General features: G+C 63.1%; 14 protein-coding genes. 10 read left to right on the top strand and 4 right to left on the bottom strand.

Annotated elements, in window-relative coordinates:
• Window positions 1-2: 2 nt before the first annotated feature.
• The 8 genes from gspF (at window position 3) to C2H86_RS10230 (ending at window position 5,469) form a co-directional block, all read left to right on the top strand.
• Window positions 3-1,208 carry a type II secretion system inner membrane protein GspF gene (gene gspF / locus C2H86_RS10265; protein ID WP_159412468.1) on the top strand — a complete coding sequence of 402 codons (1,206 nt, stop codon included), beginning with the start codon at window positions 3-5 and terminating at the stop codon, window positions 1,206-1,208.
• A 1-nt stretch (window position 1,209) separates the two neighbouring features.
• Window positions 1,210-1,656, top strand: a complete 447-nt coding sequence (gene gspG, locus C2H86_RS10260) for a type II secretion system major pseudopilin GspG (RefSeq protein ID WP_159412467.1) — start codon at window positions 1,210-1,212, stop codon at window positions 1,654-1,656.
• Entirely contained in the window at window positions 1,653-2,117 is a 465-nt protein-coding gene (locus C2H86_RS10255; RefSeq protein WP_159412466.1) for a GspH/FimT family pseudopilin, read from the top strand. The genes gspG and C2H86_RS10255 overlap by 4 nt, the downstream gene beginning before the upstream one ends.
• Window positions 2,118-2,139: 22 nt before the next feature.
• Window positions 2,140-2,478 (top strand): type II secretion system minor pseudopilin GspI, encoded by a 339-nt coding sequence (gene gspI / locus C2H86_RS10250; RefSeq protein ID WP_240349717.1) that lies wholly within the window; start codon window positions 2,140-2,142, stop codon window positions 2,476-2,478.
• A complete protein-coding gene (gene gspJ / locus C2H86_RS10245) occupies window positions 2,465-3,043 on the top strand; it encodes a type II secretion system minor pseudopilin GspJ (protein ID WP_159412464.1) in 579 nt (192 codons plus the stop codon). The genes gspI and gspJ overlap by 14 nt, the downstream gene beginning before the upstream one ends.
• Window positions 3,044-3,090: 47 nt before the next feature.
• Complete coding sequence (locus C2H86_RS10240) at window positions 3,091-3,897, top strand: general secretion pathway protein GspK (protein WP_159412463.1); 807 nt, start codon at window positions 3,091-3,093, stop codon at window positions 3,895-3,897.
• Window positions 3,890-5,002 (top strand): type II secretion system protein GspL, encoded by a 1,113-nt coding sequence (gspL, locus tag C2H86_RS10235; RefSeq protein ID WP_346266757.1) that lies wholly within the window; start codon window positions 3,890-3,892, stop codon window positions 5,000-5,002. The genes C2H86_RS10240 and gspL overlap by 8 nt, the downstream gene beginning before the upstream one ends.
• 92 nt (window positions 5,003-5,094) lie before the next feature.
• On the top strand, window positions 5,095-5,469 hold the full coding sequence (locus C2H86_RS10230; protein WP_240349697.1) for a hypothetical protein: 375 nt from the start codon (window positions 5,095-5,097) through the stop codon (window positions 5,467-5,469).
• A 12-nt stretch (window positions 5,470-5,481) separates the two neighbouring features.
• On the opposite strand, the gene C2H86_RS10225 is transcribed toward C2H86_RS10230, so the two are convergent.
• A complete protein-coding gene (locus tag C2H86_RS10225) occupies window positions 5,482-6,669 on the bottom strand; it encodes an MFS transporter (RefSeq protein ID WP_240349715.1) in 1,188 nt (395 codons plus the stop codon).
• 164 nt (window positions 6,670-6,833) lie between these two features.
• Here C2H86_RS10225 and C2H86_RS10220 point away from each other — a divergent pair, with 164 nt between their 5' ends.
• Together C2H86_RS10220 and C2H86_RS10215 are read left to right on the top strand one after the other, a co-directional pair.
• Complete coding sequence (locus C2H86_RS10220) at window positions 6,834-7,727, top strand: LysR family transcriptional regulator (protein WP_159412459.1); 894 nt, start codon at window positions 6,834-6,836, stop codon at window positions 7,725-7,727.
• Between the two features lie 82 nt (window positions 7,728-7,809).
• On the top strand, window positions 7,810-8,583 hold the full coding sequence (locus C2H86_RS10215) for a ParA family protein (RefSeq protein ID WP_159412458.1): 774 nt from the start codon (window positions 7,810-7,812) through the stop codon (window positions 8,581-8,583).
• 279 nt (window positions 8,584-8,862) lie between these two features.
• Here C2H86_RS10215 and selO read toward each other — a convergent pair whose 3' ends face one another.
• Genes selO through C2H86_RS10200 form a run of 3 tightly spaced genes read right to left on the bottom strand, consistent with a single transcriptional unit; the run spans window position 8,863 to window position 15,455 of the window.
• On the bottom strand, window positions 8,863-10,323 hold the full coding sequence (selO, locus tag C2H86_RS10210; RefSeq protein ID WP_159412457.1) for a protein adenylyltransferase SelO: 1,461 nt from the start codon (window positions 10,321-10,323) through the stop codon (window positions 8,863-8,865).
• Window positions 10,324-10,368: 45 nt separating this feature from the next.
• Window positions 10,369-13,677, bottom strand: coding sequence for a mechanosensitive channel MscK (mscK, locus tag C2H86_RS10205; RefSeq protein WP_159412456.1), 3,309 nt, complete (start codon window positions 13,675-13,677; stop codon window positions 10,369-10,371).
• A 35-nt stretch (window positions 13,678-13,712) separates the two neighbouring features.
• The gene (locus C2H86_RS10200) at window positions 13,713-15,455 is read right to left on the bottom strand and encodes a potassium/proton antiporter (RefSeq protein ID WP_159412455.1); all 1,743 of its coding nucleotides are present in this window, start codon (window positions 15,453-15,455) and stop codon (window positions 13,713-13,715) included.
• Between the last annotated feature and the right edge of the window lie 190 nt (window positions 15,456-15,645).

The raw sequence follows: 15,645 nt of genomic DNA, 5'->3' as shown, positions 1-15,645 counted from the left end.
GAATGGCGGTTTTCCGGTATCAGGCCCAACGCCTGGGTGGCGCTCGCCAGCGCGGAACGCTTGAGGCGGCCAATGCGCGTCAGGCCCGGCAGCAGTTGCGCGAGCAAGGCTGGTTGGTCATCACGATCGAGCGGGTACAGCCTTCGCCTTTTGCTGCCCTGGTTGCAGGCAATCGTCTTTCCCTGGCACGCCGCTGTTTGCTTACCCGGCAGCTGGCGACGCTGTTGCAGGCGAGCATGCCGTTGACCGAGGCGTTACAGGCGGTGGCGACCCAAAGTGGCCAGCGACAGGCCAGGCAGATATTGCTTGGCGTGGCTGAGCGAGTCGCCGAAGGTAATACCTTTGCCGATGCGCTGGCCCATTACCCCTTGGCTTTCCCACTGGTTTACCGCGCCACGGTCGAGGCGGCGGAGCGCTCCGGGCACCTGGCAGGAGTACTGGAGCGGCTGGCAGCCCATGGTGAAGATCAGCAGGCCCTGCGCCAGAAAGTGCAACTGGCGATGGTCTACCCACTGATACTGACCATCGTCGCGCTGATGGTGGTGGCGTTTCTGCTCGGCTATGTAGTGCCGGACGTGGTACAGGCATTTACCCGCGACCAGGCACAGTTGCCGCTGGCGACACAGCTGCTGATTGCATTGAGCAATGCTTTTGGCCGCTTCGGGTTGCCGGCCCTGCTGGTGCTGCTGGCAGGTGTTGCTGGCGCTGCCTCGCTGTTGCGCCAGCCGGCGAGGCGAAGGCAATGGCATGCCATGGCCCTGCGCCTGCCAGGTTACGCAGGCTTCGTTCGTGCCAGTGAGGCTGCGCGTTTCATCAGTACCCTGGCGATTCTCGGCCGCAGCGGTGTTGTGTTGGTCGATGCCATGAACATCGCTGCCGGTGTGGTGGGCAACCTGGTCTTGCGCGAACGCTTGCATACCGCTGTGCGTGAGGTGGGCGAGGGCGCAACGCTGGCCCAAAGCCTGGAACGCAGCCAGAGCATGCCTGCACTGATGCTGCACATGATTGCCAGTGGCGAGCGTGCCGGTGAACTGGACAGCATGCTCGAACGTGCCGCCGATCTTCAGGCCAGGCAACTGGCGGGTCGGATAACCCTCCTGGTTAGCCTGTGCGAACCCCTGATGCTGTTGGTGATGGGGGGCATCGTGCTGTTCATCGTGCTGGCCATCCTGCTGCCCATTCTCAATCTCAACCAACTGGTCAACTGATATGTCTTCTGGCTTTGCACGTCGTGCGCAGCGTGGTTTCACGCTCATCGAAATCATGGTGGTTGTGGTTATTCTGGGGGTGCTCGGCGCGTTGGTGCTGCCCAACGTGATGAGCCGCCCGGACCATGCCAAGTTCACGGCGGCGCATACCGATATCCAGTCAATCTCCACAGCACTGGAAATTTACCGCCTGGACAATGGCCGTTATCCGACCACCGCCCAAGGCCTGGAGGCGCTCATCCGGCGCCCGACCGTTGCCCCCTTGCCACGTCAGTGGAACGCCCAAGGCTACCTCAAGAGCCAGGCGCTCGACCCCTGGGGCACACCCTATCAATACAGTAACCCCGGTACGCGATCAGGGCAGGGGTATGACCTGTTCTCTTTCGGCGCCGATGGCCAACCTGGTGGTGAAGATGCGGATGCCGATATCGGTAACTGGGCCGAATGAGTCTGCGTCGCTCGCGAGGCTTCACCCTGCTTGAAATGATGCTGGTGCTGGTACTGGCGGGCGTTGTCATGGGCATGGCCGGGGTGCAGTTGGGGCGCGACCCGCAACGCCTGGCCAGCCAGGAGGCCGGCTTGTTCCTGCAACTGGTCGAGCATGCCCGGCAGCAGGCGGTGCTGGAGGGGCAGGAGATGGGAGTGCACATCGATGACCGCGGCTATCAGCTGATGAAGGCGTCCGGGAGAAGCTGGGTGTCTGCAGGGCCGCGCCGGGACACTGGCCTGGACCTGCGCCTGAGTATCGACGGGTTCCCGGTGATGCTCGCTGGCCCAGGAAATGCTACGCAATTGGTGTTTGACCGTAACGACGAGTACACCCCGTTCTCGTTGTCATTCCACGAGGCGGGGGTCAGCCTTGCCCAACTATCAAGCGATGGCCTCAATGACCCCTGGCTCGAACGCTGAACGTGGGTTCACCTTGCTGGAAGTGCTGGTGGCGCTGTCTGTATTTGCCGTGCTGGCCGCAGCAGTGACCACCGCCAGCCAGCAGGTGCTGGCACAGTCGCAGGGTATGCGCGATCGACTGTTCGCAAGCTGGATCGCTGATAACCACCTCAACGAGCTTCGCTTGCACGCGACAGCGACTGCACAGCGTCGCATGCAAGAGGTCCAGTTCGATCAGCGCAGCTGGTTCATCGTCGAATCGAGGCGTCATCAGCCAGAGCTGGCACTCGTCGAAGTTGGCGTGAGCGTCGGCCTGGCATCGGACCGACAGCCGCTTCACCACGCTGTGGGCTGGCTGGAGGTTGCCGATGCAACGCAATAAGTCAGTCCGAATCCAGCGCGGCTTTACCCTGCTCGAGCTATTACTGGCCATCGCCATCTTTGCCTTGCTGGCGACGGCTACCAGCCAATTGTTGGCTGCATTGGTACGGGTAGATGCCGCGCGTCAGGCCCAGGCCGAAGAATTGCGTGCGCTTGGGCGAGCAATGAGTGTGATGCAGCGGGATGCACTGCAAGGGTACTGGACCGCAGGCAGCAAAAAGGGCGGGAGTCACGGTGTATTGCTGACGCCGCAGCGGGTGGGCTGGTTGCTTGGCGCAGAGCGTGATCGGCAATCGCTGCCACGCAGCGATCTGCGAGTAGTCGAGTACTGGCTGGCGGACGGTGTGTTGTGGCGTCAGCGGCGCACGCTGGAGCACGGGCAGGTACGCCCGCAACGGCTGCTCGAAGGTATCGAGGAGCTGCACTGGAGGATGTACGGTGCAGAAAGCGGATGGGTATCCAGCTGGGCGGCTGCGCAACCGCCCCAGGCACTTGAAGTCACCTTGTCGACCCAGCGCTTTCAGCGGATTCGCCGAGTACTGCCCCTGGCGGGGGTAAGCCTGTGAAAACCCCGAGGCAACAGGGCGTGGCGCTCATTACGGTGCTGTTAGTAATGGCACTGTCGACCCTGCTGATTGCCGGCATGTTGCGTAGCCACCAGGGGATGCTGGGCAGCATGCGGCAGCAGATCGATGCCTCGCGCTTGCTGCAGCTCGCCCATGCCGGCGAGCACCATGCCTTGAAGCAGCTGAAACAGCAGGCTGCGACCTTGCTGCAGGTGACCCATCGCGGTCAGCCTTGGGCGCAAACCCGATTGCTGGACCTTGAGCAGGGGCAAGTTCGGCTGCGCCTGGAGGACCTTTCCGGGCGCTTCAATATCGCTGCGTTGACCGCACGAAAAACCCTCGACCCGGTACTGCTCGAACGTTGGCAGCGGTTGTGCCATGCCCTGCAGATCGAGGCACCAATGTTGGAACCTCTGGCCGGGCAACGCCTGCTCGACCCCAGTCAACTGCGCGCCTTGCCGGGCGTCGATGCGCAGGTGATGGCACGTTTGCAGCCATGGGTCGTGGCCTTGCCTACCCATGCGGGGCTCAACGTCAATACCGCCCTGGCGCAGGTACTTGAAGGCCTGGAAGGCGTGGATGCCACCATTGCACGGAGCGTGACGGGCAAGCAGCCCGAACAGGGCTACGCGAGCGTTCAGCAATTTCTGGCGCAACCGCAGTTGGTGGGCCTTGGCATCGACAGCCATGGGTTGTCGGTGACGAGCCGCTGGTACCGCCTGGAGGTGCGTGCAGAGGTGGAAGGCAACCTTGGCTATCTGTACAGCGACCTTGAAATCGACCCGAACACACATCAGGTGCGCGTGCTGCGTCGGTTTTTTTCTGCACAACCGGAGCACATGCACGATGAGTAATGTTTACCTGTTTCTGCTGATGGGGGGCGTGGCCGAAGACAGTGGGACATGGCCAGTGCTAGTGCGCACAGCGCAGGGCCATCTATATCGGTCACAGTTAGGCAGCTTGCCGTCGGAGTTGGCCGGCGCTGCGGTGGTGCTCGTCCTGCCGATGGAGCTGGCGGGGTACTGTGTGATCGGGCCGATACCGGGCAGGCGCCCCAGCCGGGAGACTTTGGGCTATGCGACGGAAGATCAATTGGCAGCACCCTTGGAGGCTGTGCACCTGGCGTTCGGGCCAGCGGATGAAGAAGGCCGGCGCAAGGTAATGGCGATAGCGCTGGAATGCTTGCGCTTGCTGATGTCGAAGCTGTTGCAGCAGGGCATCGACCCCATCGCTGTCTACGTCGATGCCGACCTGCTGAATGCCGAGCGGGCCTGCGCCCTGTGGTTCGAGGGGCGATGGCTGCTGGGGGGCAGCGAGGGTGCTTGCCTGGCGCTCAGTGCCCAGGCGGCACAGGCACTGAAGCAGAAATATGCTTCGATGCCCTGGATGGCCGAGGCTGGCTCAACAGGCGCAGGCGACTCTAGTCAGCCGATTACCAGTGCTGTGGATATCCTGATGCAAGGCAATGCTGGCGCCGTGGACCTGCGCCAAGGCGCCCTGCGTCGGCGGCGCATTGGGCCAGCATGGCGTGGTCTGGCAAGTGGCGTGGTGCTGGCTTTGCTGATGGTTTGCCTGGTCGATCACGTGCGCACGCAGTGGCTCATGCAGCAAGCTTCACGGTTGCATGCCGAGAACCTTCGAGTTTTGCAGCGCTGGGCACCTGAGCAGTCTCCGGATGGCGACCTGGCTACGCGAATCAGGTTGCTCGAACACCGCCCTAGGCAGGCGACTACGTTGGAGCAGCTGGCACTGCTCTCGGAGCAACTGGTCGGCGTTGGCAATGTAGTGATCGAGCGGGCTGAATCGACGCCTGAACAAGGCTGGCGAGTCGACGTTGTCGCCCAAGGCTTTGACGATCTCGAACGGCTTGGCGCACGTGTGCCCGGTATGCGAATGGAACAGGGCCGACAGGCCGACCAAGGTGTGCGCGCGACCCTGTCCTGGCGGGAGGCTGAATGAGTTATTGGAGAGGATCTGGGTGGGTACGACAGTGGCAACAGCTACCGCCCAGCCGACGCACGCAGTTGAAGGCAGCATCATGGGGGCTGACCTTGATCGTGATCGGCCAGTTACTCTGGCTGCCGGGGCAGGCCCGCCTGCAACAGGCTGAGCGAGACCTGGCACGCGAACATGAAGTGCGTGTCCAGTTGCAGCGAATCGTGCAGGGGCCACCTTGGTCGTCAATCCCCGTCGAGGTGCTGACACCTGCGGGATTGAACGAGCGCGCCAAGGCTGCGGGCCTGCGTATCACCAGCCTGGAGGCCAGGTCCGGGCAAGTGGATGTCAGCCTGGAAGGGGCTGCGGCCGCCGTGCTGGCCTGGTTGCACGTACTGGAGCAGGACGGTGGCAAACCGCTCACTCTCCAGCTGCAAGCCGAAGGAGAGCTGATACAGGCGCGTTTCGTGATGATACTCGCCGAGGCATGATGCCTCGGCCTTTCAGGCCGCCTTGGGTTGCAACCTGCTCAAGTGCAGGGCCACCAGCAACGCTACTGCCAGCAGGCTGCCGATGAACAAGCCGATCCCATTCCACCCCCACTGGTGCCAGAACACTCCACCGGCCGTACCGGCCACGCTGGACCCTGCGTAATAGCTGAACAGGTACAGCGACGAAGCCTGCCCCTTGGCCTTCAGCGCCCGCCGGCCGATCCAACTGCTGGCCACCGAGTGCGCACCGAAGAAGCCGAAGGTGAACACCAGCATGCCGACGATCACCAGCGCCAGCGGGTTGGCCAACGTCATCAGCAAACCGCCGGCCATTACCACGATACTGGCCCAGAACACCTTGCGCCGGCCCAGCTTGTCGGCCAGGGCACCGACCTGCGCCGAGCTGTAGATACCCGACAGGTACACCACCGACAGCAAGCCGACCAGCGCCTGGTTCATGTGGTAAGGCTCGGCCAGCAGGCGATAGCCGATGTAGTTGAACAGGGTGACGAAGGCGCCCATCAGCAGGAAGGCTTCGAGGAACAACCACGGCAGCCCGGCATCCTTGAAGTGCATGACAAAGCCGTCCAGCAGGCTGCGCGGGTTCATCGACTGCGGGCGGAAATTGCGCGATTCAGGCAGCACTTTCCAGAACACCAGCGCCGCCACCAGGGCCAGGCCACCGATGGTCAGCATCGCCGCATGCCAACTGACGAAATCGATCAGTACCCCGGTAATCAACCGCCCGCTCATGCCGCCGATGGCATTGCCGCCGATGTACAGGCCCATGGCCAGGCCGATGTGCTGCGGGTGGATTTCTTCGCTGAGGTAGGTCATCGCCACCGCCGCCAGGCCACTCAGCGACAGGCCCACCAGGGCGCGGGTGGCCAGCACCAGCTCCCAGCTCGGCATCACCGCGCTGGCCAGGGTCGACAGGGCGGCACAGACCAAGGCAAACACCATCACCGGCTTGCGGCCGATGCGGTCGGAGATCGGGCCGGTGATCAGCAGGCCGAACGCCAGCATCGCAGTGGACACCGACAGCACCAGGCTGCTCTGCGCCGCGTTGATGGAAAACTCCTTCGACAGCAGCGGCATCATCGGCTGCACGCAGTACAGCAGGGCGAACGTGGCGAAGCCGCCGCTGAACAGGGCCAGCACGGTTTTCATGAAGGCGGGGGTGCCTTTTTCGATCCACATGTCGTTCAGGGGGGCAGGTTCTGGGCCGGCAGGAAGGGGGGCTACAGCAGTTTTCACGGGCGGTACCTCTCGCGCAATGAAAAAAGCATATAGCTGGCTAATGATTAGATCCAATATATTGTTCGACCTATTTAAGACGTTTAGCGACCTGATTGGAGCCGATCATGGAACTGCGCCATTTGCGTTACTTCATCGCCGTTGCCGAAGAGCTGCACTTCGGCCGCGCGGCCCAGCAACTGGGCATCTCCCAGCCGCCGTTGAGCCAGCAGATCCAGGCACTGGAACAGGAACTGGGCGCCCGCCTGTTCGAGCGGACCAATCGTCGGGTCGAGCTGAGCGAGGCGGGTCGCCTGTTCCTTGAAGAGGCGCGTCAGGTGCTGGCGCAGGTGGAGAAGGCGGCCGATGTGGCGCGCCGTGCGCAGCTGGGTGAACTGGGTGAGATGAAAATTGGCTTCACCTCGTCGGCGCCGTTCACGTCGAAAATTCCCAAGGCCATTCATGCCTTTCGCCAGCGCTTCCCCGCAGTGCACCTGAACCTCAAGGAAATGAGCAGCCGGGATGTCGCCGAAGGGGTGTTCGACGAATCCATCGAGGTCGGTCTGATGCGGCCGATGCCGCTGCCGGAAGGCCTGGTGGCTACCGAGCTGTTCCGCGAGCCGCTGGTGGCAGTGATCAATGCCTCGCATCCGTTGGCAGAAGGTACGGAACATGGCGTGCACATGGCCGCCCTGGCCCATGAACCGTTCGTGTTCTTCCCACGCAGCTATGGCAGCGGGTTGCACGCGCAGTTGCTGAGCCTGGCACGCGAGGCCGGGTTCAGCCCGCACTTTGCCCAGGAAGCGGGGGAGGCGATGACCATCATCGGCCTGGTATCGGCGGGGCTTGGCGTCTCGGTGCTGCCGGCATCGTTCCAGCGCATGCGCATCGAAGGTGTGGTGTACCGCACGCTGCTGGATGAAGGGGCGATGTCGGCAGTATGGCTGGTGCAGCGCGAGCGCGGTGGTTCGGCGATGGCCCGGGCGTTTGCCGAATTGCTGACGGGCCTGATGGCGGCCTGAGGCGGCGAACGGGCAAATGGCACTGGCCATTGCCGCTGCGTCGCCACATACTCGGGCATTCGTTGATACACGGAGGTCAATCATGCGGCGCGTGGTGTTCAATCAGAAAGGTGGCGTGGGCAAGTCGAGCATCGCTTGCAACCTGGCGGCAGTGAGCGCCAGCGAAGGTTATCGGACCTTGCTGATCGACCTGGATGCCCAGGCCAACTCGACCCAGTACCTGACTGGCCTGACCGGCGACGACATTCCCATGGGCATCGCCGATTTCTTCAAGCAGAGCCTGTCCAGCGGACCGTTCAGCAAGAAGAACAAGGTCGACATCTACGAAACCCCGTTCGACAACCTGCATGTGGTCACCGCCACGGCAGAGCTGGCCGACCTCCAGCCGAAGCTGGAAGCCAAGCACAAGATCAACAAGCTGCGTAAGTTGCTCGACGAACTGGACGAGGACTACGAGCGGATCTACATCGACACCCCGCCGGCGCTCAACTTCTATGCGGTTTCCGCATTGATCGCCGCTGATCGCGTACTGATCCCCTTCGACTGCGACAGTTTCTCGCGCCAGGCACTGTACGGCCTGCTGGCCGAAATCGAAGAGCTCAAAGACGACCACAACGAAGACCTGGTGGTCGAAGGCATCGTGGTCAACCAGTTCCAGTCCCGCGCCAGCCTGCCCCAGCAGATGCTCGACGAACTGCTGGCCGAAGGGCTGCCGGTGCTACCGGTGTACCTGGGCAGCTCGGTGAAGATGCGCGAGTCGCACCATGCCAACCTGCCGCTGATTCACCTGGAACCGCGGCACAAGCTGACACAGCAGTTTGTCGAATTGCATGATTTGCTCGAGGAGAATGCCTGAAGATCTTCAGCGCCAATGAGATCGAGCGCCGCCCGCGCGGCGCATCGCGAGCTTTGCTCGCTCCTACGCTTGTTTCGGGCCAGTTTCGCCTGTGGCAGGCGCGCGCGACCGCCTTGTTGGTACAACGCAATATCGCGCTATGCGCCAAGGCGTACGCGCGCAAATCCGATAGGACACATTGGCCCGAAACAAACGTAGGAGCGAGCGCAGCTCGCGATGCGCCGCGCGGGCGGCGCTCGATCTCACAGGCTCCAATTATCTCAAGACATGCCCTTCAGATTATGAAGAACAGCTGATTTCCAAATGCTTGCCCCATTCCGGTGGGCGCTCGGCATAGGCCTGCATGCCGGCTTGCTCATCGAACGGCTTGCTCAGCACCTGGTGCAGGCGGCGCACCTCACTGTAGTCCCCCGCTTCGGCCGCTTCGATGGCCTTCTGCGCCAGGTAATTGCGCAGCACGTACAGCGGGTTCACCGCATGCATGCGCTCACGACGGCCTTCGGCATTGCCCGTCTCGCGCTCGCAGCGGGCCAGGTAATCCGCGCCCCAGGCATCGAACCCGGCGAGGTCGATGAAGTCGTCGCGCACCGCTTTCAGCGCCTCGGCGACGGGCTGGTCGCCCAGCTTGCGGAAGAACAGGTTGTAGTCCACGCCGCCGCTCTGCATGCGCTGCAAAAGGCGCTCGACCAGCGCCATGTCGTCGTCTTCTGCAGTGGTCAGGCCCAGGCGCCGACGCATCAGGTCCAGGTAGTGCGCCTGATACAGCGGCAGGAACAGGCCCAGCGCCTCCTTGAGCGACTCCACCTCGATCACCGTGGTCATGGCCTGAGCCAGGGCGCTGAGGTTCCAGTGGGCAATCGGCACCTGGTTGGCGTAGCTGTAGCGGCCTCGATCGTCGGAGTGGTTGCAGATGAAATTGGCGTCGAAGTCGTCGAGGAAGGCGTACGGGCCGAAATCGAAGGTGATGCCGAGGATCGACATGTTGTCGGTGTTCATCACCCCGTGGCAGAAGCCATAGGCCTGCCAGCGGGCGATCAGCTCGGCATTGCGCTCGACGATGGTGCGGAACATGGCCAGGTAAGGCTGCTCGGCATCGCGGCATTCGGGGTAGTGCTGCTCCAGCACGTGGTCGATCAGCACACGCTGCTGTTCCGGCTGCTTGGTGTAGTAGAAGTACTCGAAATGCCCGAAGCGCACATGGCTCTGCGCCAGGCGGGTGAGCATTGCCGCGCTCTCGCGGGTTTCGCGCCACACCGGGGTGCTCGAACCGATCACGCACAGTGCCCGGCTGGTGGGGATGCCCAGCGCGTGCAGGGCCTCTGAGGCGAGGAACTCGCGGATCGACGAGCGCAGCACGGCGCGGCCGTCGCCCATGCGCGAATACGGCGTCTGGCCGGCGCCCTTGAGGTGCAGGTCCCAGTGTTCGCCCTGGTCATTCAGCACTTCGGCCAGCAGCAGGCCGCGGCCATCGCCCAGGCGCGGGTTGTAGGAGCCGAACTGGTGGCCGGAATAGACCATCGCCCGCGGGTCGGCCTCTTCCCAGAGCTTGTGGCCGCTGAACAGCTCGGCGAACACCGGCTCATTGGCCTGGGCCGGGTCGAGGTCAAGCAGGGCCATGGCCGACTCGCTGGCCACCACCAGGCGCGGCTCGGCGATCGGCTCGGGCAGGACCTGGGTGGAGAACGCATCGCCCAGGCGGGCGAAGCGGTTGTCGAAGGTGAGTTGGTCGAGGGCTTTCACGGGCTGCTCCTGAGATTCAGCACAGAATAAAGCATTCGAGCCCACTCAGGCCGGTGCAGTGCCATCCGGTTTAGGTTGCTCCATCGGGATCAACTGCTGCTTGCCGCCTTTCGGGTCCATCAGGAACACCTCGACCTGGCGTACCGAGATCTTGATGTTGTGGGCTTTGAACTCGCGGTTGATGTAGCGGTTGATCTCGTCCAGCGTCGGGTTGCGGTCACCGAGGTCGCGCACGTGCATGCGCAGCTCGTGGTCCAGCGAGCTCTCGCCGAAGTTGAGGAAGTACACGATCGGCTCCGGGTCCTTGAGCACCCGTGGGTTGTCGTGGGCGCCCTTGAGCAGCAGGTCGCGCACCAGGTCGAGGTCGGAGCCGTAGTCGATGCCCAGCTTCAGCGTCACCCGGGTGACGGTGTCGGTCAGCGACCAGTTGATCAGCTGGCCGGTGATGAAGGTCTTGTTGGGGACGATGATGTCCTTGCGGTCGAAGTCGGTGATGGTGGTGGCGCGGATGCGGATCTTGCTCACCGTGCCCGACAGGTTGCCGATGGTGATGGTGTCACCGATCCGCACCGGGCGCTCGAACAGGATCATGATGCCGGAGATGAAGTTGGCGAAGATCTCCTGCATGCCGAAACCCAGGCCCACCGACAGTGCCGCCACCAGCCACTGCAGCTTGTCCCAGCTCACCCCGAGGGTCGACAGGGTACTGACGATGCCGACGCCGACGATGGTGTACGAAAGCAGTGTGGTGGTGGCGTAGGCGCTGCCCTGGGCCAGGTTCAGGCGCGACAGCACCAGCACTTCCAGCAGACCCGGCAAGTTGCCGGCCAGGGCGAAGGTGATGCCGACGATCACCAGCGCGCCAAGCAGGTCGCCGAGGCTGATCGGCACCATGCTGGCGGCGGTGCCGGTGCCGCTGGTGTATTCGTACAGGACGAAATTGTTGAGGTAGGCGAACACCGTGATCAGGTCCGACCAGACCCAATACAAGCCGGCGATGAAACCACCGAGCAGGGCCAGGCGGATCAGGCGCAGCGACTGCTGGTTGACCTGTTCGATGTCCAGGGTCGGCTCTTCGGTGATGACTTCGCCATCCAGCCCTTCCTTGGCCGCCTGGCGCTTGCTCAGCGCCCGCTGGTAGGCCAGGCGCCGCGCAGCCACCGACAGGCCGCGCACGAATGCAGCTTCGATCACCAACCAGAACATCAGCAGGTAGAGGGTGTAGATGAGCCGGTCGGTGAGCTTGAGCGCGGTGTAGTAATAGCCGAAGCACACCGCCACGAACAGGGCGATCGGCAGGGCGGTGAAGGCCACCCCGACGGCCCGGCGGAACAACGAAGTGTCGCGGTGAGCCGGGCTGCTTGCCAGCAGCCGGCTGAGCAGCCAGGCCATCAGCGCATAACAGGTGAGCACCACACCGATGCCCAGCACATCGTCGGCCAGCGCCGAAGGCTGGTGTTCCGCGACCGCCACCACGCCGACCAACGCCAGCACCACGGTGCCCAGCCGGCGTACCCAGCCACGCAAAAACTCGACTTGCGGCTTGTGCCAGCGGAAATGGATTTCCGCCACGCCACCGGGAGCGAGGATACGGTAGGCGGTGTAGAACACCAGCCACGCCTGGGCCAGTTGCCAAAGTGCGGCGCCGAGGTTGGCGTTCTGCCCGCGGGCGTCGATCTGCAGGGCGTAGCTGCACAGCGCAAGGCCCAGGCTCACCGGCATCGCCAGAAGGATGTTGATCAGGATCGCCTGGGGCGTGTGCCACTGGCTGTCACGCCGGAAATGGCCGATATCCTGATGCACCTTGCTCAGCCGCTGGTAGAGGTACTTGCGCCGCCACAGCAGCGCGCCGATCACCAGCAGCAACGGCAGGAACAGCAAAGGGCGCTGGCTCAGGCCATCGCTCAGTTCCTGGAGCCCGGAGCCCCAAGGCAGGTCGGCAACCTGCTTGGCAAAGCGCTCCGGTACATATTTCAACCAATCCCAGTCCAGCGGCTTGTTGCTGGGGATCCAGAACATCTGCTCATCCAGGGTAGTGCGCAGGCCCTGCGCGGTACCGAGCAGTTGCTTCTGGTTGAGTTGCAAGGTGATCGATTCGTTGAGCAGCGCCGACAGTTCGCGGTTCAAGCGTTCGAGCAGGTCGCTGCGGGTGATCGCCACTTCCAGCAAGGCTTTGCGCAGGGCCGGGGTGACGTCTTCCTGCGGCTGGCTGGCCAGCAGCTTGTCAACGTAGGTCACCGGGTTGCTCATCTGCTCGCGCTGCTGGTTGATCTCGAACTGGTACAGGCGGATGTCGGCGATCTGATCGGCCAGGTCACGGTCGAGCTTGAGGTGCGGCAGCGCTTGTTTCTGTTTGTAGAGAATCTTCGACAGCAACAGGCTGCCCTTGAGCACGCTGATCTGCTCATCCAGCGCCTGGTCAGCCTGGGTCAGGCTGTCGAGCTGCTGCTTGGTGCGCAGGTTCTGCTGGGTCAGCTCGTTGAGACGGTCGGTGCTCTTGAGCAAGTAGTCGGACAACTTCAGGTTGGCCGCACTTTCGCTGGCCAGCAGGCTGCTGCCGCCAGCCTTCTGTGCTTCGATCGACTGCTGGGTGACGGTCTGCTGGGATTGCGCCAGGCGTTTTTCGTTGATCAGGGTCTGCAGGTCCTGGATTTCCTGTTCCAGGCGCGCGGCACGCTCGATCAGCAGGTCATGGCGAGCATTGCCCAGGTCCTGCAGCAGGCCATTGCCGGCCAGCTCCTGGCGGCGCAACAAGGTCACGGCGTTAAGAGAGGCCAGTTCGGCGGCGAGCTGGTTGCGCTGGTCGGCGTTGATCGACTTGCCGCCGTCCTTGCCGCTCTTGAGAATGTTGTTGATCTGCTGGGTGCGGGTCTGGTTGCTGCTGATCTCGGCCTGGGCGCGCTCGGGGCGGGTCTGCGAGTTGATGATCAGGCTATTGGCTTCGGACAGCGCCTTCTGCAGCTCACCCTGCAAAGTGTTGCGCTCGCTGAGCAGCTGCTCCAGCTGCGGCACCGTGAGGCTGGCATAGCGCTGGGCGACCGGTTGCGGCTTGCTTTCCTTGAGCCTGGCCAGTTCTTTCTGGCTGTCGCTGGTTTCCTTGGGCGCGCTGGCCAGCTGCTGTTTGAGGGCGGCAAGCTTCTTCTCGCTGTCTTCCTTGCTGTTGAGCAGGCTCAAGGTCTGTTCGAGCACCTGCTGCAAGGCCTTCTGGTCGGCTTCGGGCAGCTTGCGCTCGGCGATCTTGTCGAGGCTGTTCTGGATGCTGGCGGTGGTCGGGGTTTCCGCCGCGTTGACGGCGAAAGGAAGGGACAGGCACAACCCCAGCAGGGCTGTGCGAAGGTACACGCGCAGGGACATAGGCAGACTACTTGTGGATCAGGCAGAAACGGAGTTTAGAGGAACAATCCTGGTCCGGGTCGCGTTCCTTCGGGGAATCTGACGCCGACTTTCTGGATCTTGTTCCCGTCCATGGTCGCCACGGTCCAGATCGTGCCGTGCCAATCGACCTGGTCACCTACTACTGGAGCGCCTCCGACCTTCTGTCGGATGAACTGCGCCAGCGGCATTTTCGCGTCCAGGCCGTCCAGTTTCAGGCCATAAAGTGCGGCCACTGCGCCCAGCTCGGCATCACCTTCGAGCACGAAGTCGCCGAAGAAGCGCAGGTCCAGGCCACGCTGCGGAGCCTGGCTGAACAGTTTGCCCAGCGCCGGAAGGTTATGTTCGTGGCCGATCACGCAGAGCATGTCGCCGACTTCCAGTACCGTGCTGCCGGACGGGTGCAGCAGTTGCTCGGCGCGGAACAGCGCGGCGATGCGGGTGCCTTCAGGCATTTTCAGCTCGCGCAGGGCAGCACCGATGCACCATTTTTCCGCACCCAGGCGGTAGACGAACAGCTCCCACTCGCTGGTGACGTGCACTTCCAGCGCCGAGCGGGAAATGGGTGCAGGGTCTGGCGGTACGGTGACTTTCAGCAGCTTGGCCATCCACGGCAGGCTGGTGCCTTGCACCAGCAGCGACACCAGCACGATGAAGAACGCCAGGTTGAAGAACAGCTGGGCGTCCGGCAGGCCGGCCATCAGCGGGAACACCGCCAGAATGATCGGTACCGCACCGCGCAGGCCAACCCAGGAAATGAAGCCTTTTTCGCGACCATGGAAGGCCTTGAACGGCAGCAGGCTGGCGACCACCGACAGGGGGCGCGCCACCAGGATCATCCACAGCGCCAGGCCCAGTGCTGGCAGGGCGATCGGCAGCAGGTCGTGGGGCGTAACCAGTAGCCCCAGCACCAGGAACATGCCGATCTGGGCCAGCCAGGCCATGCCGTCGAGCATGTGCAGGATGCCGTGGCGGCTGCGGATCGGCTTGTTGCCCAGCACCAGGCCACACAGGTAAACGGCGAGGAAGCCGCTGCCGTGCAGGGCGTTGGTAAGCGAGAACACCACCAGGCCGCCAGCGACCACCAGGATCGGGTACAGGCCACCGGCCAGGTTGATGCGGTTGACCAGCTGCAGCATCAGCCAGCCGCCGCCCAGGCCAAGCAGGGCACCGATGCCAAACTCGCGCAGCAAGTGGCCTAGCAGGCTCCAGTGCAGGCCCGTCTGGCCGCTGGCGATCATGTCGATCAAGGTAACGGTCAGGAACACCGCCATCGGGTCGTTGCTGCCTGATTCGATTTCCAGCGTGGCGGTAACCCGTTCGTTCAGGCCTTTGCCGCCGAGCAGCGAAAACACTGCCGCAGCGTCGGTGGAGCCGACGATGGCGCCGATCAGCAGGCCCTGGATCAGGCTCAGGTTGAACAGCCAGGCAGCTACCATGCCGGTGAGCCCGGTGGTAATCATCACACCGACGGTGGCCAGCGACAGTGCCGGCCACAGGGCTACGCGGAAGCTCGCCACCCGGGTGCGCAGGCCACCGTCGAGGAGGATCACGGCCAATGCCAGGTTGCCCACCAGGTAGGCGGTCGGGTAGTTGTTGAAGATGATGCCGCCACCATCGACACCTGCGACCATGCCGACGGCGAGGATGATGACCAGAATAGGGATGCCCAGGCGTGACGACAGCGAGCTGACCAGGATACTTGCGCCCACCAGCAATGCGCCGATCAGAAACAGGCTGTTGATGGTGCTGGCATCCAAAGGCAGGTACTCCGGGATATCGCGGGAAGAGGGTGACTCGCAAGTCGCGTGCCAAATGATTCTAACCTGATGAATTGGCAGCCTGTAAAGCGTTTCTGCAGATGAAAAAAAGGCACCGCAGTCGGTGCCTTTTCTGGTGTTGGCTGGGAGGGCCCTTTCGCGGGCTTGCCCGCGAAGAGGCCGGGGCAGG

This window comes from Pseudomonas putida (genome assembly GCF_009883635.2).
In the GTDB taxonomy this organism is placed as follows: Bacteria; Pseudomonadota; Gammaproteobacteria; order Pseudomonadales; family Pseudomonadaceae; genus Aquipseudomonas; species Aquipseudomonas putida_W.
Note: the sequence above shows the minus strand (reverse complement) of the source record. Positions and strands in the feature narration are given on the sequence as shown.